We start from the raw sequence: 20,109 nt of genomic DNA, 5'->3' as shown, positions 1-20,109 counted from the left end.
TTCCCGACCGCACACAGACCAGGAGCGCGACCCTTGCAGCAGTCACCGCGGCAGTCACAGCACCGGGCACAGCGGCAGCCCCTGGACGGCGTCACCGTCGTCTCCCTGGAGCAGGCCGTCGCCGCGCCGTTCGCGACCCGTCAGTTGGCGGACCTCGGCGCGCGGGTGATCAAGGTCGAACGGCCAGGCGGCGACTTCGCGCGGGAGTACGACAAGGCCGCCAAGGGCGAGTCCGCGTACTTCGTCTGGTGCAACCGCGGCAAGGAGAGCGTGGTCCTGGACCTCAAGGAGGAGGGCGACCGGGCACTGCTGGACCGCGTCCTGGCGGAGGCCGACGTCTTCGTGCAGAACCTGGCGCCCGGTGCCGCCGAGCGGCTCGGCCTGGGTGCGGAGGCGCTGCGCGCACGGCATCCCCGGCTGATCTGGTGCGGCATCTCCGGCTACGGCGACCACGGGCCCTACGCGGCGAAGAAGGCGTTCGACCTGCTGGTGCAGTGCGAATCCGGGCTGGTGTCGCTCACGGGCACCCCGGAGAGCCCCGCGCGGGCCGGGATCTCCATCGCCGACATCGCGGCCGGCATGTACGCGTACAGCGGGGTGCTCACCGCGCTGTACGAGCGCGAGCGCACCGGCGAGGGCAGCGCCTTCGACGTGGCGATGCTGGACGCGCTCGGCGAGTGGCTGGGCCAGCCGCTCTTCCACGGACTGTACGGAAGCGCGCCGCTGATCCGCAGCGGCGCCCGGCATCCGTCGATCTCGCCGTACGGCCACTACCGGGCGGGCGACGGCGGCGAGGTCTTCGTCAGCGTGCAGAGCGACCGCGACTGGGTCGCCCTGTGCGAGAAGGTGCTGAAGCGGCCCGAACTGGTCCGTGACCCGCGGTTCGCGGACAATCCGCTGCGCCACGCCCACGACGGCGAACTCACCGCGATCCTCGAGGAGCACTTCGCGGCCTTCGCGGCGGACGAGGTCCTGGAGCGCCTGGACGGCGCCGGGATCGCGAACGCCCGGCTGCGGTCGGTCGCGGAGTTCGCGGTCCATCCGCAGCTCGAAGTCCGCGACCGCTGGCGGGAGTTCGGCACGCCGTCCGGCCCGCTGCGCGGACTGCTGCCGCCGGTGACGGTACATGGGCGGGAGGCCCTGATGGGTCCGGTGCCGGCCCTGGGCGCGCACACGGACGCGGTGCGCGCCGAGTTCCAGGCGTAGACACTGTCTACGCCCCGCTGGTAGACACTCCCCCATGACAAATGACCGCTCCCTGCGGGAGCGACTGGTCGATGCCGGTGTGGACCTGGTCCTGGCCGGAGGGACCTCGCTGGTCGGGCTGCGGGAGATCGCCCGCCGGGCGGGGGTGTCACACGGAGCGCCGCGCCGCTACTTCCCCACGCACGACTCCCTGCTCTCCGCGATCGCCCGGCGCGGTTTCGAGGATCTCGAGGCGCGGTTCGTGACCGCGACCGCGGACGCGACGACGCCGCGCGCCCAGCTGGAGGCCGCCGCCCGGGCGTACGTCGGATACGCGCTGGAGCACCGCGGCATGTTCGAGCTGATGTTCCGTCACGACCTGCTCGACGGCGCGCCGCAGGCGGCGGGCGGACCGCGGCTGCGGGAGACGTCGCTGCCGCTCTTCGGGCGGATCGTCGAACTTGTCACCCGATGCCGGGCGGAGGACGAAACCGCGCCGCCCGCCGCCGTGACCGCCGCGGCCCTCTGGTCGAACCTGCACGGCGTCGTCCAACTGTGGTCCTGGGGCAGCCTCCAGGTCGTCCTGGGCGCGGACGTACCGGGGGACGAGGCCGTACGGCGCGAGCAACTCGTCTCGGCGGTCCTGTCCGCCCACCTCGGGCCGGTGCCCGGATGATCTCCCCCCTGCGGCAGCGGCTCGCACTGGCGGCGAGCGTCGCCGGGGCCGCGATCGTCGCCCTGGACGGAGGCGTCCTCCTCGTGGCGCAGCCCAGCCTGCAGCGGGATCTCGGGGCGAGCGTGGCCGAGGTCCAGTGGACGAGCACCGGTTACCTGGTGGCGGTGGCGGCGCTGCTCGTCCTGTCGGGGCGGCTCGGGGACCGGTACGGGCATCCGCGCATGCTCCGCGCCGGGGTGCTCGGCTTCGGGGCGGCCTCGGCCGGGATCGCCGTCGCGGGAAGCGTCGGGTGGGTGATCGTCCTGCGGGTGGCGCAGGGCGTCTTCGGCGCCCTCCTGCAGCCCGCGACGCTCGCGCTGCTGCGGCTGTCGTACCCCGAGGACCGGCTGGGGACGCCGATCGCGGTCCGGACGAGCGCGCTCGCGGTCGCCGCGGGGGCCGGTCCCGTCCTCGGCGGCCTCGTCGTGGCGCACCTGGGATGGCGCGCGGTGTTCTGGATCAACGTCCCCGTCGCGCTCGCGATCGCCGCGCTCACGCTCGCCGTCCGGGTGCCGGGGCCGGAACGGAAGGACCGTGAGGGGCAGTTCGGCGTGGCCGGCGCGGCGCTGCTCGCGACGGCGCTCGCGGTCCTCGTCCACGCGCTGGCCGGCGTCCCCGAGCGGGGGTGGACGGGCGCCGGGACCATGCTCGGGCTCCTCGCCGCGGCGGGTGCCCTCGCTCTGCTCATCGCCCACGAGCGGCGCGCGGAGCACCCGAACGTGCCCCGCGCGGTGGCCCGTTCGGTACCGGTGAAGGCGTCCGTCGCCATCCTGCTGGTCACGACCGCGGGGCTGTTCGGCACGCTGTTCCGGGCCACGTTCCACCTCCAGGACGCGCTGCGCCTGGACCCGCTGGCCACCGGCTTGAGGGTGCTCCCGCTGACGGCGCTGATGGTGCTCGGCGCGCCCGTCGCGGGCCTCGCGCTGCGCCGGTACGGGCCGCGCCCTACCGCGCTCTCCGGCACGCTGCTGGTCGTCCTCGGCATCCTGCTGCTCTCGCGGTCCGGGCCGGGCGCTCCGTGGGCCGCCATGGCCGCCGCGTTCGCCGTGCTCGGCGCGGGCTTCGCCACGGTCATGGTGACGGCCACCGCCTCGGTCGTGGGCGACGCGCCGCCCGGCTACGCGGGGGTCGTGGGGGGTCTGAAGCAGACGGCGATGAACGTCGGGCCGACCCTCGGCATCGCGGTCGCGACCGGGACGGCGGGCGCGACCGACACGACGATGGCCGGCACCCTGCCGGTCCTCGCCGCCTGCGCCGCCCTCGGCCTGCTCCCGGCGTCGCTGCTGCCCCGGCGGCCGGTGCCGGCGCGCCGGGCGCGTCCGGCCTGACGCCTCCTCGCACACCGGGACGCGCCGGCTCCCCGGACCCGGGCGTGCGCGCGCCTCGCGCGTGCCCGGGTCCGGGGAGCGATGGGGCGACCCTGCCGGCCGGGGTCAGCCGCCGGCGCGGTAGGTCGAGGTGAACGTCCAGCCGCCCGAGCCGACTTCGTAGACCCGCTCCTCGCCGGCGGAGCCGACGAGGCGGGCGCCCTTGGGCGCGGCCGGCTCCCCGGACGTCACCGGCACGTGCACCTCGGCCGTGGTGCCCGCGGGCACGGTGAGCCGCAGCCGGTACGCGTCCCCGTCCAGGCGCCAGGAGGTGCCGACCGTGCCGTAGGGGGTGCGGTACGAACCCGAGGCGGAGGTGAGGCCGGCGACGAGGGCCGGGTCGACGAGGAGTTCGCGGTAGCCGATGGAGCCGGGGGCCTGCTGGATGCCCGCGAGGCGGGCGGTGAACCAGGCGTCGATGGCGCCGAGCATGAAGTGGTTCTGCGACTGGCCGGGGCCGCCGTCCCAGCTCTCGCCGAGCGTGGTGTTGCCGTGCAGCACCTGGTAGCCGTAGCTGGGGCTGGTGGTCTGGGTGGCGATCCGGCCGACGATGTCGTCGTGTCCGGACTCCGAGAGCACCCGGAAGGCGGCGGGCAGGGAGATCTCCCCCAGGTTCAGGTGGAAGTCCGCCGCCTCCACGCTCGCGACGAAGTGGCCCAACAGCCGGTCGCGCTGGTCCGCGGGGACGGCGCCCATGTCGAGGGCGAGCGCCTCCGCGCCGTGCCCGCCGCCGCCGAAGGTGCCCTTCTCGGGGTCGTAGTACTTGTCCGCGAGGGCCTTGGCGCTGGCGTCGGCCTTGGCCCGGTACCCGGCCGCGGCCTCCTGGTCGCCGAGGAGCGCGGCGATGCGGCTCATGGCGTCGACGACGCGCCAGTACCCGTAGGTGCCGGCCACCGCGCGGGGGAAGGTGGTGTCCGGGGTGAACCAGTCGCCGAGGCCGTAGTCGAGGATGCCGCCGGAGACCTTCTCCTCCAGGAAGGTCACGTACTTCCGCATCTGCGGGTAGTACGTGGCGAGGGTCTGCTCGTCGCCGTAGGTGGTGTAGAGCTGCCACGGGACCAGGACGAAGGCGCCACCCCAGTTGGAGTCGTTGCGGTAGCCGCCGGGCAGGGCCGTGTATTCGGGGGTGGTTGAGGTGATCAGGCCCTCGGGGGTCTGGCCGTCGGCCATGTCGCGGACGATCTTGCGGAGCTGGGACTCCATGTCGTAGTTCGCGGCGAGGGTGGGGAAGACGAGCTGGTCCTGCTCCAGCCAGCCGAGCTTCTCGCGGCTCGGGCAGTCGGTGAGGACGCTCATCATGTTGCCCTCGATGGAGCGGCGGATGATGGAGTGGATGCCGTTGATCAGCTCGTTGGAGCTGGTGAAGTCACCCGCCGAGGTGTTGTCGGTGTGCAGGACCTTGCCGCGGACGGTCACCGTGGCCCCGGCGGGCAGGCCCTTCAGTTCCAGGTAGCGGAAGCCGTGGTAGCCGTACTCGGGGTGCCAGGTCTCGGTGCCGGAGCCGCCGGTGGTGTAGCTGTCCCACAGGGGCCCGCCCACGTTGCTGATGGACTGGAAGGCATGGCCGTCCTTCAGGCTCTCCGCCGGGAGGATCCGCACGGTGGTGCCGGCCGGGGCCCGCACCGTGATCTCGGGCCAGCCGGCGATGTTCCTGCCGAGGTCGAAGACTCGGCTGCCCTCGGCCCCGGCCACCTCCTTTCCGGTCAGGGTCTCCACGACCCGGATCGGTTCGGTCTCGCGGGCGCTGAGCAGCGCGGGCGCCTCGGCGGTGCCGGGCCCGGCGACGGTCGCGGCCTGCTCCCAGCCGGCGCGGCTGCCGCGGGGCTCGTCCCAGTGCGGGATGGCGCGGCGGGCGTCGTAGTCCTCCCCGCCGTACCAGTTGGAGGAGGTGGTGGGGCCGAGCGTCGTGCGCCAGTCCTCGCCGCTGCCGATCCGGCGGACGGTGCCGTCGGCGAGGGTGACCTCCAGCTGGGCGATCAGCTTGGGGTCGCTGATGTTGCCGTAGAGCTTGCGGTAGCGGTCCGCGGTGCTGACGACGTTGGAGATGCCGTTGCCCAGCGACATGCCGACCGTGTTGTCGCCGGTGCGCAGCAGATCGGTGACGTCGTAGGTGGCGTACTGGACGCGCTTGGTGAAGGTGGTGTTGGCGGGTTCGAGGACGGCGTCGCCGACCTGCCTGCCGTTGATGGTGGCGTCGTAGACGCCCAGGCCGGACACGTACAGCCGGGCGCTGCGGATGTGCCCCGGCAGCGCGAAGTCCTTGGTGAACAGCGGCATTCCGGACGGCAGCCAGGGCTTCGGCGGCGCCTGGCCGGTGACGGCCGCCGCCTGGGTGAAGGGCCCGGTGGGGGCGTCCGCGGTGGCGAGGGTGTAGTCGGTGGGGAAGTCGGGAACGCGGCCGTCGTCGGTGAGGACGTCGGCGCGGGGGTAGAGGGCGACCTCGTCGAAGGTCTTCGCGGACTTGAGGTCGAGGGTGAGCGTGACGGGCTGCTGGGAGACGTCCGGCCCGGTGTGCGCGGCGCTGGAGTATCCGGCGGCCGTCTGGAGGCCGCTGTTGGGCAGACCGTCCACGGCGAGGGCCGGTTCCCAGGTCTTGCGGAGGGTGTTGGACTCGGAGGCGGTGACGGCGGCGCCCTTGGCCAGGCCCGTGCCGCCGGAGGCCGAGTCCCGTACGTCGATCTCGCCGAGTTGCAGGCGCCAGGTACGGTCGGGGAAGTTCTCCCGGAGGGGCAGACCGAGGCGGGTGACGTCGAGGCGGAGGTAACGGGCGGTGGTCCGGGGCAGCTTGACGACCACGGGGGTCACGGCACGCTTGCCCAGCTGCCAGTCGGCGTTGGTGATCCAGTCGGCCTGCCAGTCTCCGCTCTTGGTGAGGCCCGTCTCGAAGTACGAGGGGGCGCTCCAGTCGGCGGCGCGGCCCGTGCCGTGGGAGCCGGCGGCCGACCAGAGCATGACGCGCCAGTAGACCCGGGTGCGGGAGCCGACCTCCTTGCCCGCGTAGACGGTCTGGGGGACGGCGGAGGCGACCTTGCCGGAGTCCCACAGGTCGGGGCGGCCCTGCCGGAGCCTGGTGGGCGAGGTCGCGGCCTGCACCCGGTACGCGGTCTGGACGAGCCCCGGGGAGCGGCCTTCGAGGGCCCAGCTCAGCTCGGGGGTGGTGTCGTCGATGCCGAGGGCCTGGGTGAGCTTCTGGGTGCGCAGGGTGGTCGCGGTCAGCGACGCGGGGGCGCCGGCCTCGGCGGTGACGGCGGTGGGCAGGATCGTGACGAGCGCGGTGAGACCGGTCGCGACGGCGAGGGCCGGGGTGCGCCGGGCGCCTGTGCGCGGGGGTCGGGGCATGCGGGTGCTCCTTGACGGCGGTTCGGTGGGCGGGTGCTGCGGATTCGGCTCCGCGGGGGACGGCACGTCAGATCCGGCGCAGGGTGGCGGTGACCTCGCGGTACGGCCGCAGCGTCACCGGGCCGAGGAGTCCGGACGGCAGCGGCTTGTTGCGCTCGTTCGACAGGGTGTTGGAGACCCGTACGGCGAGGGTGTTCCGGCCGGGGCGCAGCAGGTCCGTCACATCGGCGGTGTACGGGGTCCACAGCAGCGGGGGCAGCGCGGTTCCGTTGACGGTGACCTGGGCGACCTCCCTGACCTGGCCGAGGTCGAGGCGGAAGCCCCGGCCGTCGAGGGTGCCGGCGTCGAGGTCTATCTCGATGGTGTACGTGGCGCTGCCGGAGAACAGCGGTGCCACGGTCGTCCAGCTGCCGAGCGGCCCCGTGACGGGCGTGGCTCCGGCCCGGTCCAGGGTGAGCGTCCAGTCGCCGTTCACCGGGACGGGCGCCAGGGGGTCGGTGACGCCCACCGTGCCGCGGTAGGTGCGGCCGCCGTCGGTGCCGGTGAGGATGTGCTCGCCGGGCTGGTCGAGGACGGCGGTCACGCGCAGCCCGTGGCGGTCGGCCGTCACGGAGGTGAGGGAGGCGGCGGGCAGCGTGCTGTCGGTGAGGTGCGGGCCGGGCTTGGCGCCCGCGCGCACCACGACGGCGACGGTCTCGTAGGGGCCGAGCCGCAGCGGCAGCCGGATGCCGCCGTGCTTCTGCTCCCGGTGGACGGGCGCGGGGCGTACGGTGCCGGTGACGGGGTCCCAGAGTTCGGGGACGCCGTCGGCGGGGAGCACGGCGACGGTGTCGACCCGCGCGCCGCTCTCGTTGTTGACCAGGAAGGCGACGTCCTGGCCGCGGGTGGTGCGCAGCACGCGGACGGCCGGTGCCGGCGGTTCGAGAACGGCCGCGGCGACGCCCGCGGCGTGGGCCGCCTCGCCGAGGTCGGCGGTGCCGGCGACCCGCACGGCGGTTCCCGCGCCGACCCGGCGGCTGCCGGGGACGGTGTCGCCGAAGAGGGCGGACAGTGCCCGCTCCAGGGTGCGGTCACGCCCGGCGGCGTCCTCCTGGGGCAGGGTGCCGACCGCGATGACGGTGCCGCCCTGCCGGGCGAAGGCGTCGAGGCGGGTGACGGCCGCGGCGTCCAGGGTCGGGGTGACGGGGAGGACGGCGAGGTCGTAGCCGGCCTCCCCGACGAAGAGCCGCCCCTTGCGGACGCGGGCGTGGGCCAGGAGTTCCGGGTCCCCGCTCAGCGCGCCCTCGTGGACGAGGTCGAAGTCGACCTGGGCGCTCTCCAGCGCGTACGCGGCGTCGGTGAAGGCGCCGTCGACCTCGCCCTGGCGGGTGGTGCCGCGCCACTGCTCGGCGGCGCGCTGCGGCTGGATCAGGGCGGTGCGCGCGCCGGAGGTGCCGCGGGCGATCTCCATGACGCGGCCGATCCAGTCGGCGATCGGCTCCATCGCCCACCACCAGGGCGCGCGGGGGCCGAACGGCGGCGGGAAGAAGACGCGTTGCTCGTCGGTCCACAGGGCGTGCAGCACGGTGAGGTTGACGCCGCGGGCGGCGTTCGCACCGACCAGCGCGCGGACGAAGTCCGGGGCGACCTGCCAGCCCATGTTGCCGAAGCACTCCAGCAGGGCCCGCTCGCGGCCCATCTGGTGGGCCACGCTCACCGGGTTGCGGGGGATCATCGTGGGCTGTCCGGCCACGTACTCGGCGGTGATGATGTCGCCGCCGGGCACCTGCGCCCACTGGTGGACCTTGTGCAGGTCGCCGGTGGAGACGATCCGCTTGGCGGGCGCGGTCTCGTCGTACAGCGGGTTGGTGATGAGCGCGACACCGCGCTTCTCGTACCACTGGGACTGCTTGCGGAAGGAGCCGGCGAACCGGTCCGAGACGGCCTGCCAGTAGCGGCCCCGGGTGATGCGGCCGGTGCGGCCGAGGTCGTCGAAGGCCGCCGCGTAGGCCGTGCCGGGCTCGGCACCGGTCTTCCGCAGGGCCGCGGCCAGGGTGGGCGACCAGGGGAGGCGTTTGAAGTGGGCCTCGGCGGAGGCGAAGAACGGCTCGTCGTCCCAGAAGCCGGGGATGACGTTGCCGAAGTAGCGGGCGAACCTGCGGTGGTACTCGCCGGGGACGATGTCGAGGAACAGTTCCACCGGCTCGTCGTCGAGGAGGTCGACATAGCTGCGGCTGTAGCCCTGGGAGTCGTCGACCAGCGGCATGCCGCCGAAGACGTCGATCAGCCAGTCGCCCTCGGGGACGCGCCAGGTGCGGCCGTCGCCGAGTTCCGAGGTCAGTTCCACGAGTTGGTCGGTCGACGTCGCGCCGACCGGGCGGGCGGCCGCCGCGACGGGGGTCGCGGTGCCGGCGGGCGGGATCCGGGCGGGGAAGTCGCCCGCGGCGGCCGGGGCGTCGAAGGCCGTCCTGGTGTAGAGGGCGGTGCCGTCGGCGGCGGTGACGGCGAGGCTCGCCCACAGGGCGCGCTGTGTCCCGGTGGCGCGGACGCCGACGCCGCCTGCGGGGCGGGCGGTGTCGGAGACGGTGCCCTTGGCCTTGCCGTCGAGGGTCACGGTCAGGGTGGAGCCGGCGACGGTGACGGCGAGTGTGTGGAACTTGGTCTTGTTGAACCCGTCGGTGCGGGTGGAGCGGGCGAGTTCGACGGGGTCCCGGTCCTTGGTGAGGAGTGAGACCGTGACGACACCGGTCTGGTCGAACTCGACGGCGTAGCCCTCGGTTCCGTCGGCGGCGGCCCGCACGACGAGTCCGGCGGACACCTGGTCGGCCCGGGCGCTGCCGGTGACGGTGTAGTCGCGCCACTCCGCTCCCCCGCGCAGCACGGCCGCGCCGCCCAGGACCGCGGCGTCGGCGACCAGCGAGGTGGTGTCCACGCCGACGCCGGTGGTGCCGCGCAGGTCGACGGTGGCGGGGCCGGAGACGACGGTGCTGGACCGCCACAGGGCCTTGAGCCGCAGGTCGGGGCGGGGTTGGTAGGTACGCGAGCCGACCTGGCCGCCCTTGACGATGTACTCGCCGGCGCGGCCGCTGGGGAAGTGGTCGTCGTTGAAGATCCACACCCGCATGCCGGTCTTCTCGGCGGTCTCCAGGACGTGGCCGACGATCGCGAACCATTCCTCGGTGAAGAAGACCGGCTGCATCTCCGCGTTGTCGAAGGGGAAGAGGACGACCTCGTACATCCCCTTGTCCCGCAGGTCCGCCATCTGGGTGTCGACGAGCTCCGGGGTGACGGGGCCGTTCCAGTACCAGTACACCGTCGGGCGGCTGTCCCTGGCGGGATCGGCGAAGCGGGCCGGCGTCCAGGTCGGCCCCGTCGTGCCGTGGTGCGGCTGCGCGGCGTGGGCGGGCGCGGACAGGGGCAGGCCGGAGGCCAGCGCGGCTCCGGTCACCCCGGCGGCGGCCACGAAACGGCGTCTGGACAGGGGGAATTCAGGCATGGCGAAGCTCCGTGAGGTGGTGACGGGGTGAGGGTGGGGTTGCCGGGCCGGGTCAGGAGGCCGCGAGCGCGGCGACGTCGGCGGGCGTCAGGGCGCGGTTGTGCAGCCGGAAGCCGGATACCGCACCGGTCAGATAGGGGTGCGTGGGATTCTGCGAACGGCCGAGGTAGTTGCGCGAGGTCGTGCCGAGCAGGAGCGGGCTCGCCGCCATCGCGGGGTTGCGGCCGGCTTCCGCGCCGTCGACGTAGAGGACGCCGGTGCCGTCGCCGAGGGTGAGCGCGACGTGGGTCCAGCGGCCGGCGGGCAGCGGTCCCGCGGCGTCGACGACGTCCTCGGCCTCCATGCCGGCGATCTTCAGGGCCGCCCGGGCGCGCCCCGCCCCGGTGCGCGGGGTGAGGAAGAGATACGTGTCCTTGTGATAGCCGAGGTCGAAGACGCGGGCGGAGTTGGCCAGGACGTCCACCCGCACCCACATGCTGACGGTCAGTTCGGACAGCCCGGCGGGCAGGGCCGGGGCCAGTGCGACGTGGCCCCCGGAACCGTCGAGGGCGACGGCGGCCCGGCCGCCCGGTCCGTCCGCGGTCCAGGAGGCGCCCGGGGCGAGCGTCGCGGGGGCGAACGTCCCGGTGGTGTCGGCGACCGTGGTGCCGGTGCCCTCGTCGAGGGGATAGCGGGCGACGTCGCGTTCACGTCCGGGGCGGGGCGCGACCGCCCAGTAGACGGTGTAGTTCTCGTGGTGGACCCGGTGGAACGGCTTGAGGGTGACCGCGCCGCCGTCCGCCTCGGCGGTGAACGTGCCGTCTGCGCCGCGCACGGGGCGCAGGGAATCCGGCCGGATCTCGGGGATGGTCGCCAGTTCGGTCGAGCCGTAGCCGCCGGCCAGGACGAGCGGCCCGTACGACACCGAGCGCACCTGCGGGTTGTCGGGCGCGGGGCGCCACACCGGTTCGCGGGGCAGGGTCAGTTCGACGGTGTCCCCGGTCCGCCAGTGCCGGTCGAGGGTGAGGTAGGTGCCGGGTTCGACGCGGCCGGTGTGGGGGTGTCCGGCCACGCGCACACGGGCCCGCGCCCGGCCGTCCGCCAGCCAGCCCGGTATCCGCAGCTTCAGCGCGAAGCGGCCGTCTCCCCGGACGACGGTGATCCGTACGGTGTCCTCGGACACGGCGTGCTGACGGATCGTCACCCCGTGCCGCCCCCAGCGCACCTCGGAGGGGATGTAGAGGTTGACGTGGAGCGCGTCGTCGGACTGGAGGTAGATGGTGTCCGCGAACTTGGTGTGGGTCTCCAGGCCGGTGCCGTGGTCGCAGGAGAAGTTGTCGTAGTCGCCGCTGTAGCTGCCGGGCGCCGCGCCGAGACCGCCCTTGGGCTGGCGGTGGGAACCCGCCCACAGCCCGGTGTAGTAGGTGACGAAGCCGTGCTCGGAGTCGGGGTCCTGCTCGCCGAGCATCTGGTTGTACAGGGTCCACTCGTAGTGGTCCATGTAGGCGGTGCGGGACGGCTCGTGCAGGAACAGCTGCCGTCCGAGCTTCAGCATGTTGTAGCTGTTGCAGTTCTCGCAGGTGTTCTCCGACAGCCGGCTCGCGATCTCGTCCGGGGGACCGAAGAACTCCAGGTTGGAGTTACCGCCGATGGCGTAGGTGTGGTGCTCGACGACCGTGCGCCAGAAGGTGCGCGCGATGTCGAGGTAACGGCGGTCCCCCGTGGCCTCGTAGCCGTACGGCGTGCCGACGATCTTGGCGATCTCGGTGTTGGCGTGGCGGCCGGCGAGCTCGTCCCGTCCGGCGGCGAGCGGCGCGTAGAGGTCCTCGTGGTCGAAGCGGCGGGCGGTGCGCAGATGCGCGGGGTCGCCGCTGACGAGATGGAGGCGGGTCAGGACGTCGTTCATGCCGCCGAACTCGACCTTGAGCACGGACTGCATGCACTCGTAGGACAGCGGAGCGGTCCGCGCGTCCGCCCAGGCGGCCATCGCCGAAAGCACCGTCAGGGCCTGCTCGTTGCCGCTGAGGGTGTACTGGTCGAGCAGCCCGGCCATGATCTTGTGCAGGGTGTAGTACGGCGCCCAGGGCTTGCCGCCCGCCTCCAGGCTGTCGAAGACCGACTCGGGGAAGGCCGACAGGTAGCCGGGGTGGTATCCGGCCGCCGGAGCCGCCGCCTGGCACTCGGCGAGCGCTGCGACGATGGCGCGGGCCTTGCCGGCGTGGACCTCGTCGCCGGTGTGGGCATGGGCCTGGGCGAGGGCGGACAGCAGGTGTCCGGTGGTGTGGCCGCGCAGTTGGACGTCGGGGGCCTCCCAGCCGCCGCAGGGCTCGGCGGACGAGGGCAGTCCCACGTTGCGGCGGAAGGTGTGCAGGAGCCGGTCGGCGTCGACGAAGCGCAGGTAGGCGCAGGTGCGCCGCATGTTGTCGAGGAACGGACTGTCCAGCAGGCGTACGGCCGAGAGCGGCAGCGGGGTGAGCTTCGGACGTACCGCGTACGCCGTCGGGCCCTCGGGGCCCTCGCCGGCCGCGAGGTCCCGGGGCGCGGGGTCCGCCGGCACGGCGGCGGCCGGCGTGGCCACCGACAGGGCCGCGGCTGCCGCGGCGCCGGCGGCCAGCAGGTTTCTGCGGGACGGCTGGGGGTCGTGTGGTGCGGACAATCTCGGAACTCCTTCCGGGCACGGAGGAGTACCACCGGTCGGCGGTTGTCCGGCGGCATGCGGCCGTGGAACGCGGTTGCCGGGCAGCCCGATGCCCGGCCACTGGCCTGAGAGCGAATGAATCGTTTTTAGAGCCAGCGGCAACCTAGGGTGACTCCGATGAGACCGTCAAGAGTGGCCGCCGAATCGACGCGCCACGGAGTCCACAGGGTCGACGGAACGTCAGAAACCGTTGCCCAACTGCCCATAGCGCCCGGCCGAGCCCGCTCGTGGGGGCGGCGGCGAGGCTTCCGAGGAGCGCCGCGCCTTGTCGCGGAAGCCGTCGCCGCGTATGTTCCTCCCCGTCATGTACTGAATCGTTCAAGTCCAGTGGAGCGCAGCAAGCGCGAACAACGGCGACCACCTGGTCCACAGGGCGGGAGGTGCACGGGATGCCCGGCCGTCGCCCGCGCACCGGCTCCCCGCCGGACGCCGTTTCGCGTCGTGGGAGACCCCGGCGCATACTCCAGGGCGACGAGAGGACGCACTCACCCATGACCCCACGCACGAACTCCGCGGCCGCCGCCGGCACGTGGCGCCTCGGCGACAGAAGCGTCAACCGGATCGGCCTCGGCGCGATGCGGCTGACCGACAGCGCCGCCTTCCACCAGGGGATCCCCAGCGACCGGGACCGCGCGATCGGCGTACTGCGCACCGCGGTCGAGCTGGGCGTCAACCACATCGACACCGCGGCGTTCTACTTCTCGCGGCTGCGCTCCGCCAACGAGCTCATCAACTCGGCCCTGGCTCCGTACCCGGAAGACCTGCTCATCGCCACCAAGGTGGGTCCCGCGCGCGACGCCTCCGGCGAGTGGGCCACGCCCGCCCGGCCCGACCAGCTGCGCGGACAGGTCGAGGAGAACCTGCGCCAGCTCGGCCGCGACCACCTCGACCTGGTCAACCTCCGCTTCATGCGGGGCACCTCGGTGGCCGAGCACTTCGGCGCCCTGGCGGAACTCCGCGACGCCGGGCTCATCCGCCACCTGGGCCTGTCGAACATCCGGCCGGAGCACCTGGCCGAGGCCCGTGCCATCGCCCCGGTGGTGTGCGTCCAGAACCCCTACGGCGTCGACGCGCGCGACGGCGACGAACTCCTGCGGGAGTGCGGTGCGCAGGGCATCGCGTTCGTGCCCTTCTTCGCCATCGCGGGTGGGGGCCGCGAGCAGGGGCACGAAAGCGACGGTGCCGAGCGCGACGCGGTGCGCGCCGTCGCGGCGGCCCACGGCGTCTCGCCCGCGCGGGTACGGCTGGCCTGGACGCTCCGGCAGGGCGACCACGTACTGGCCATCCCGGGGACCGGCGATCCGGACCACCTGGTCGACAACCTGGCGGCGGGCACCTTGCGGCTGACGGACGAGCAGGCGGCTCTCCTCGACACGGTCGGCCGCCCCGCGCGCTGACCCCCGCCAGGGCGGCTCCGGACGGCTCCCGCGGACGGCTCCCGCGGACGCCCCCGAGCCGGGGCGCCCGCCTGCCGTCGCGGCCCGTGGTCAGTCGTGCGGGACGACCGCGACGGGCGCGTTGGCGTGGTGCAGCACCGCGTGCGTGACCGTGCCGATGTGCAGACCGGCCGGCGAGTGCCGGACGCGGCGGCCGACGACGACCAGTGAGGCGTCGGCCGCGGCCTCGACCAGATGGTGCGCGGCCCCGCCGACGAGGGAGTGCTCCACGACCTCGACGGCCGGGTACTTGGCCCGCCACGGCGCCAGTGCCTCGGTCAGCGCCTTCGCCTGGGCGGCGGTCAGTTCGTGCGCCAGATCCAGGGCCATGGCGGCCGGGTTGAAGCCGTACGAGGCCGGCAGGTTCCAGCCGTGGACGACACGCAGGCCGGTGCGGCGCAACGCGGCGGCCTCGAAGGCGAAGGCGATCAGGTCGTCGTGCGGACGGGCCAGGTCGATCCCGAGCACCACGTCGCGGAAGGGCGTGTACTCGGAGACGAGCCCGTCGAGGTCCGGTCGGTGTTCGTCCTTGCCCTGCTCCCCGGCCCGTACGAGGACGACCGGGCGGGTCACCTGGGCGACCGTCGCGGAGGCCACCGAGCCCACGAGGAAGCCGGCGAGCGCGCCGAGGCCGCGGGAGCCCAGCACGAGCAGTTCGGACTCCTCGGCGGCCGCCGCGAGGGCCGCCGCGGGCCGCCCGGTCACGAGCCCGGCGGAGATCTCCAGGTCCGGGTGGCGCCGGGCGAGTTCGGCGGCGGCGTCCCGCGGTACGGACTCGGCCCACCGCTGCTGGACGTCGGGATCCACCGCGGCCACCGCCCCGGCCAGGGGGGCGTAGACGGAGTACGGCTGCCACTCGTAGACGTGCACGAGCCTCAGGGGCAGACCGCGGCGGAGGGCCTCGCGGGCGGCCCAGTCCGCGGCGGCCAGGCTCTCGGGCGATCCGTCGAGACCGGCGGTGACCGTACGGGACATGAAGTGCCTCCTGGCGAACGGGACGAAGGGCGCGGGCTGTTCGCTCCCAGCTTCCCGCCGGCGGCGGATCCCGGGCAGGGGCCACCGGGCCCGGCCCGGGGCCGATCGGCCCATGGCCGGCGGGGCGCCGCCCGGGAGCAGGAGCAGGTCACGGCCGTGATCAAGCCTACGGGGGCCGGTCCGGGCGCCGCGTCGCGGGGTGCCATCGCCGACGTCCGCCAGGAGCGCCACCGGCCGGTCCGCGCGTCCCGGTCCCCCGTGTCGTGGCCACCGCCTCCCGTCGGCGCGGCGCGGGGCGGCACCTCCGCGGCGCCTTCACGCCGGCCGCGGAACCCCGGAGGGGAGCGCCACGCCACGGGGGCGCGCCCGTACGCCGTACGGCACGGCACGAAGCGAAGGACGTGACCGGTCATGGCGGACCGGAACGCGGACGCCGAGGCCGATGACATCGGCCGCCGCACCCGGCCGCCGTCCCTCAGCCGCCACCCGACGATCCCCGCACCACCGCGACCGGACAGTGCGCGTGGTGCAGCACCGCCTGGCTCACCGACCCCAGCACCAGCCCGGTGAATCCACCGCGCCCCCGGGCTCCGACGACGAGGAGCTGAGCGGTCCGGCTCTCCTCGATGAGGGCCTCGCGGGTGCCGCCGCGCACCATCTTCGTTTGGACGGTGATCCCGGGGTACCGCTCCCGGCGGCCCGCGAGTGCCTCCGCCACCAGGCGCTCCTCGATCCCGGCGAGCTCTCCCGGCCTGCACGCGTACGGCAGGGCGGGGTCCTGCGGCGGGGGCACCGGCGTGTTCCACGGGGTCCACGCGTGGAGGGCGAGGATCCCGGTATCGCGCAACGCGGCCTCGGCGAAGGCGAAGTCGACCGCGTTCTCGCCGGCCGGGGAGCCGTCGACACCCAGCAGGACGGGACCGCCGGCGGCCGGCTGCTCCCGCACCACCAGCACCGGGCACCGGCCGTGCGCGGCCAGGTGCACCGCCGTCGAGCCCAGCATGAGCCCGACGAAGCCGCCCATGCCGCGGGATCCCACGACCACCAGTTCCGCGGCGCGCGACTCCGCCTCCAGCACGGTGAGGGGTTCACCGGTGACCACGGCGTGGGTGACGTCCACCTCCGGCGACACGCTCCTGGCGCGTTCCACCGCCTCCGCCACCACGCGCCGCGCCGTGTTCCGCAGGCCGCCCTCCGGCGGTCCCAGCGCCGAGGGGCCGAGTGGTACGTGCATGGCGGGCCACAGAAAGGCGTGCACCACCCGCAGCCCGGCCCCGCGCCGGCGGGCCTCGCGGGCCGCGGTCTCCACCGCGGCGAGGCTCGACGCCGAGCCGTCCACTCCCACCGCCACCAGGCCGCTCACCAGGCCTCCCTCATTCGGTCCTCCCGTGCCCAACCGTCCGCTCCCCTGCCCTGCCGTACCGTCCCCTGCCCTGCCCTGCCCTGCCGTACCGTCCCCTCCCCTCCCGTGGCGTCCCCTGCCCTCCCGTCGCGGGCTCCCCTGCGCCCCTGCGTGCGGGTTCCGGTGCCGACGGAGACTGCCGCGCCCTACGGCAGGGAGGTGTCCGGGCTCAGGCCCTGCGATGGCCCCATGAGGGGCCGGTCTCCTCCCATTCGCGTTCCCACGCGGCCGCGCGGTGGCGGTCGATGCCGACGCGGACCGCCCAGCGGCCGGCGAGGACCAGCACGCAGGCGCCCGCGGCGGTGAGCGTGCCGAACACCACGCCCTGGGCCCGGGCCTGCTCGGCGGTGAGCCGGCCCTGCTGCAGGTCACCGCGGCTGTCGAGGAGGACGCTCGTGGTGGAACCGGCCCGGCTCCCCGGCTCGACACGGGCCTCGCCGGTGCGGGTGGAGCCGTCCGGCGCGGACCATCGCACGCCGCTGAGGACCTTGCCGATGGAGCCCGTGTACGGGTTCTCCACGGCTTTCGGCGCGTCCTCGGTGAGCACGGCCGTCGCGGGGTGCGTGCCCCGGCTCCGCTCGAGCTCGGCGTGCTCCACCGCGGCCGCCGTGGCCGCCCCGGCCGCCGGGGCCCCGGCCACGATCAGCAGGGCGGCCGCCACGCCCGTCCACGCCTCCAGGACATCGCATCGGCGCCGCAGCGGGTTGCGGCGCCAGCGCCAGAACACCGCCCTGCAGCCCATGGCCGTGCTCCCTTCCCTGTCCGACGACCGTCGCACGCGGTGGCACACCCGCAGCAGGGGCCACGTGGATCATTTCCGCCGCCGGACGGGGCCGTTCGGCCCATGTCCGGGCGCGGCCGGCGTGCCGCGGCCGGTGTGACGACCGTCACCGTCCGGCGATCGAACTTCTCCGCCCGCTCCGCGTCCTGTCGGTGTCCCTGACACCTTCCGGATACGGAGTTCCGATGCCCACCCCCTTGTCCACCCCCCTGCCCGGCCCCCTCTCCACCGGCACCCACACCTTCGAGGTGGACGGGGTGCTCCAGCGCTACCACGTCCACGGCACCGGCCCGGTGTGCGTCGCGCACTCCGGCGGGCCGGGCGTCTTCTGGGAGTACCTGCGCATGCCCGAGGTCGAGCGGCACCTCACGGTCGTCTATCCCGAGCCGATCGGCACCGGCGGGTCGGGCCGCCTCCCCTCGCACCCGCACGGCTACACCCGCGAGCGCTACAGCCGGTTCCTGGAGGCGCTCACCGACCACCTCGGCGTTCCCGAGGTGTACCTCCTGGGGCACTCGCACGGCGGCTTCGTGGTCCAGTACCACGCGCTGCGCCGGCCCGCGCGTGTCGCCGGGGTCGTCCTCTACGACAGCGCGCCGGTCACCGGGCCCGAACATGGCGCGGAGGCGATGCGCATGGTGCAGCGGTTCGCCGAGCGGCACGCGGACCACCCCGGGCTGCCCGAGGTCCTGGCCGCGTTCCAGGGCATCTCCGCCATCTCCGACGACGCGGGGATGACGGCCGTGCTCAGGGGTCTGCTGCCCGCGTACTTCGCCGACTACTGGGGCCGGGAGGAGGAGTTCGCGCAGCTTCTGTCCTCGGTGGCGGGCACGCACATCTCGGGGCTGGACGAGGACCTCTCCCCCGATGTCGTGGACGACCGGGGCGACTTGGGCGCGCTCGGCGTCCCGGCGCTGGTCGTGGTCGGGCGGCACGACGTGATCTGCGGGGTGCGGTGGGCCGAGGAACTGCACGGGCTGATCCCCCAATCGGAGCTGCTGATCCTGGAGAACAGCGGGCACTTCGGCCACATCGAGGAGCCCGGCCGCTTCTCGGAGGCCGTGGTGGGCTTCGTGACCGCCCGTGAGCGGGGGGTCCCGGCGGGCTGAGCCGGGAGACACGGCTGCGACGCGGTGGCCGTGTGGCCGCCGCGTCGCAGGGCTGAGGGGGCCTCGGCCGACCGGTGGGGCCGGCCGGGCCGGACGGTGGACGGACGCCGTGGCGTCCGGGGGCCACCGCCGGCCCGGCCCGGCACCGGGCCCGCGGCTCAGGTCATGACGTCGTACGCACCGTGGGAGTGCTGTGACGTGGCCATGGAGTCGTCCACTCCGTCGGTGACCCACGTCCCCAGGACCATCTCCGCGGTGATGCCGGGGCCGAAACCGGCCAGCATCCCGCGGTGCCCGTCGAGGGCGGAGCCCTCCTCGAACATGCGGTACAGGGCGTCGAGGACGACGGCGCTCGCGATGTTGCCGTACTCGGTCAGCGTGGCCCGGCTGAAGCGGAACGACTCCGCCGGGACGCCGAGGAAGCGGCACAGGTCGTCCAGGATCCGGGGGCCGCCCGCGTGGATGATGTAGAAGTCCAGCTTGGCGGCGTTCCACGAGTGGTCCTCGGCGACCTGGCGCAGCACCGGCGCCAGGGGTTCCATGGTGCCCGGCACGCGCTTGTCGAGCTGGAAGTGGAAGCCCGTCGGGCGCACCGCGTAGGAGATCCACTCCTCCGTGTTCGGGATGAGATAGGCGGCGTTGCGCTCCAGCCGCATCCCGGTGCCGCCGCTGCCCCGGACGACGGCGGCGGCGACACCGTCGCCGAACAGCCCGTTGGACAGCAGCGTTCCGACGCTCAGGTCCGCGGGCTGGTAGCACAGCGAGCAGAACTCGCAGGCCACGATGAGGGCGTTGGCCTCGGGGTAGGCCGTGCAGTAGTCGTGGGCGCGGTTGATGGCCGCACCGCCCGCCGCGCAACCGAGTTGCGCGATGGGCAGTTGACGGGTGTCGTGGCGGAAGCCCATCGTGTTGATGAGCCACGCGGTCAACGAGGGCATCATGAAGCCCGTGCACGAGACGTACACGATGATGTCGATGTCCTCGGGCTCCAACTCGGCCTGATCCAGGGCCTGGCGTATGACGGCCGGCACCCGTGCCTTCGACTCCGCCTCGTAGATCTGGCTGCGGACGTCGAAGCCCGGATGTTTCAGCGTCTCTTCGATCGGCTGAATCAGGTGCCGCTTCTGAACGCCCGTGTGCTCGATGAGCTTGAGGGTCAGGTCGAGTTGCGGGTGGTCCTTGTGCAGCCGTCGTGCCAGCTCGAGCGTTTGTTCGCAGGTGATAACGTTGTCGGGAACCGAGATCACCGGCTTGCACAGAACTGTCATGATTGGCTCCATTTCCTGCCCCTCGGCGGGCAATGGTCCATGTGGCGCGCTGCCCCGGGATCTCCGGGGCAGGCCCGTACCTGTCACGAAAATGCGGTAGAGGGTACGGACGTCTCAAATGCGCGCGCCCCAGGGGGCCTGAGCTTCACAAGGTCCCGGCACAAGACGGTTCACAAAGGGGGGACCGGCCGTTGTCAAAGTGACTTCATGGCCTGTTCACGTTTGCGTCCACTTGGAAAACGGTACGTCAAACAGGCGGATGTCGCACCCGGAGCGGCCGACACCCCGCCGTGACGTGGCAAGGCCAAGGTCCTCGGCCGTGGCCGCGCCCAGGACGCTGAGCCGGGTGAGGATCTGCCAGCGCAGCTCGGGGTCGAGCG

At 73.7% G+C, this 20,109-nt stretch carries 12 protein-coding genes; 5 read left to right on the top strand and 7 right to left on the bottom strand.

Going from position 1 to position 20,109, the window contains the following annotated elements; all coding sequences use genetic code 11:
• The first annotated feature begins 33 nt into the window (after positions 1 to 33).
• From AB0F62_RS29320 to AB0F62_RS29310, 3 genes are read left to right on the top strand one after another with little or no spacing between them, the layout of a single operon-like run.
• Positions 34 to 1,206 carry a CaiB/BaiF CoA-transferase family protein gene (locus tag AB0F62_RS29320; RefSeq protein WP_361805664.1) on the top strand — a complete coding sequence of 391 codons (1,173 nt, stop codon included), beginning with the start codon at positions 34 to 36 and terminating at the stop codon, positions 1,204 to 1,206.
• Between the two features lie 34 nt (positions 1,207 to 1,240).
• Positions 1,241 to 1,861 (top strand): TetR/AcrR family transcriptional regulator, encoded by a 621-nt coding sequence (locus AB0F62_RS29315; protein ID WP_361805661.1) that lies wholly within the window; start codon positions 1,241 to 1,243, stop codon positions 1,859 to 1,861.
• Positions 1,858 to 3,228, top strand: a complete 1,371-nt coding sequence (locus tag AB0F62_RS29310; protein WP_361805658.1) for an MFS transporter — start codon at positions 1,858 to 1,860, stop codon at positions 3,226 to 3,228. The genes AB0F62_RS29315 and AB0F62_RS29310 overlap by 4 nt, the downstream gene beginning before the upstream one ends.
• 105 nt (positions 3,229 to 3,333) lie before the next feature.
• On the opposite strand, the gene AB0F62_RS29305 is transcribed toward AB0F62_RS29310, so the two are convergent.
• From AB0F62_RS29305 to AB0F62_RS29295, 3 genes are all read right to left on the bottom strand, one after another.
• Entirely contained in the window at positions 3,334 to 6,606 is a 3,273-nt protein-coding gene (locus AB0F62_RS29305; RefSeq protein ID WP_361805655.1) for a family 78 glycoside hydrolase catalytic domain, read from the bottom strand.
• A gap of 67 nt (positions 6,607 to 6,673) precedes the next feature.
• Entirely contained in the window at positions 6,674 to 10,081 is a 3,408-nt protein-coding gene (locus tag AB0F62_RS29300) for a glycosylhydrolase-like jelly roll fold domain-containing protein (protein ID WP_361805652.1), read from the bottom strand.
• 52 nt (positions 10,082 to 10,133) lie between these two features.
• A complete protein-coding gene (locus tag AB0F62_RS29295; RefSeq protein WP_361805649.1) occupies positions 10,134 to 12,716 on the bottom strand; it encodes a beta-L-arabinofuranosidase domain-containing protein in 2,583 nt (860 codons plus the stop codon).
• Positions 12,717 to 13,249: 533 nt separating this feature from the next.
• Here AB0F62_RS29295 and AB0F62_RS29290 point away from each other — a divergent pair.
• Positions 13,250 to 14,155: an aldo/keto reductase gene (locus AB0F62_RS29290; RefSeq protein WP_361805646.1), complete on the top strand. Its 906-nt coding sequence runs from the start codon at positions 13,250 to 13,252 to the stop codon at positions 14,153 to 14,155.
• 90 nt (positions 14,156 to 14,245) lie between these two features.
• Here AB0F62_RS29290 and AB0F62_RS29285 read toward each other — a convergent pair whose 3' ends face one another.
• The 3 genes from AB0F62_RS29285 to AB0F62_RS29275 form a co-directional block, all read right to left on the bottom strand.
• On the bottom strand, positions 14,246 to 15,169 hold the full coding sequence (locus tag AB0F62_RS29285) for a universal stress protein (protein WP_361805643.1): 924 nt from the start codon (positions 15,167 to 15,169) through the stop codon (positions 14,246 to 14,248).
• A 475-nt stretch (positions 15,170 to 15,644) separates the two neighbouring features.
• The gene (locus AB0F62_RS29280; protein ID WP_361805640.1) at positions 15,645 to 16,532 is read right to left on the bottom strand and encodes a universal stress protein; all 888 of its coding nucleotides are present in this window, start codon (positions 16,530 to 16,532) and stop codon (positions 15,645 to 15,647) included.
• Between the two features lie 208 nt (positions 16,533 to 16,740).
• Positions 16,741 to 17,313, bottom strand: a complete 573-nt coding sequence (locus tag AB0F62_RS29275) for a hypothetical protein (protein WP_361805637.1) — start codon at positions 17,311 to 17,313, stop codon at positions 16,741 to 16,743.
• 224 nt (positions 17,314 to 17,537) lie between these two features.
• Between AB0F62_RS29275 and AB0F62_RS29270 the strand changes: the two genes are divergently transcribed.
• The gene (locus AB0F62_RS29270) at positions 17,538 to 18,461 is read left to right on the top strand and encodes an alpha/beta hydrolase (protein WP_361805634.1); all 924 of its coding nucleotides are present in this window, start codon (positions 17,538 to 17,540) and stop codon (positions 18,459 to 18,461) included.
• 158 nt (positions 18,462 to 18,619) lie between these two features.
• On the opposite strand, the gene AB0F62_RS29265 is transcribed toward AB0F62_RS29270, so the two are convergent.
• The gene (locus AB0F62_RS29265; RefSeq protein WP_361805631.1) at positions 18,620 to 19,729 is read right to left on the bottom strand and encodes a type III polyketide synthase; all 1,110 of its coding nucleotides are present in this window, start codon (positions 19,727 to 19,729) and stop codon (positions 18,620 to 18,622) included.
• Between the last annotated feature and the right edge of the window lie 380 nt (positions 19,730 to 20,109).

It is taken from the genome of Streptomyces sp. NPDC026673 (genome assembly GCF_040638135.1).
Classification (GTDB): Bacteria; Actinomycetota; Actinomycetes; order Streptomycetales; family Streptomycetaceae; genus Actinacidiphila.
Note: the sequence above shows the minus strand (reverse complement) of the source record. Positions and strands in the feature narration are given on the sequence as shown.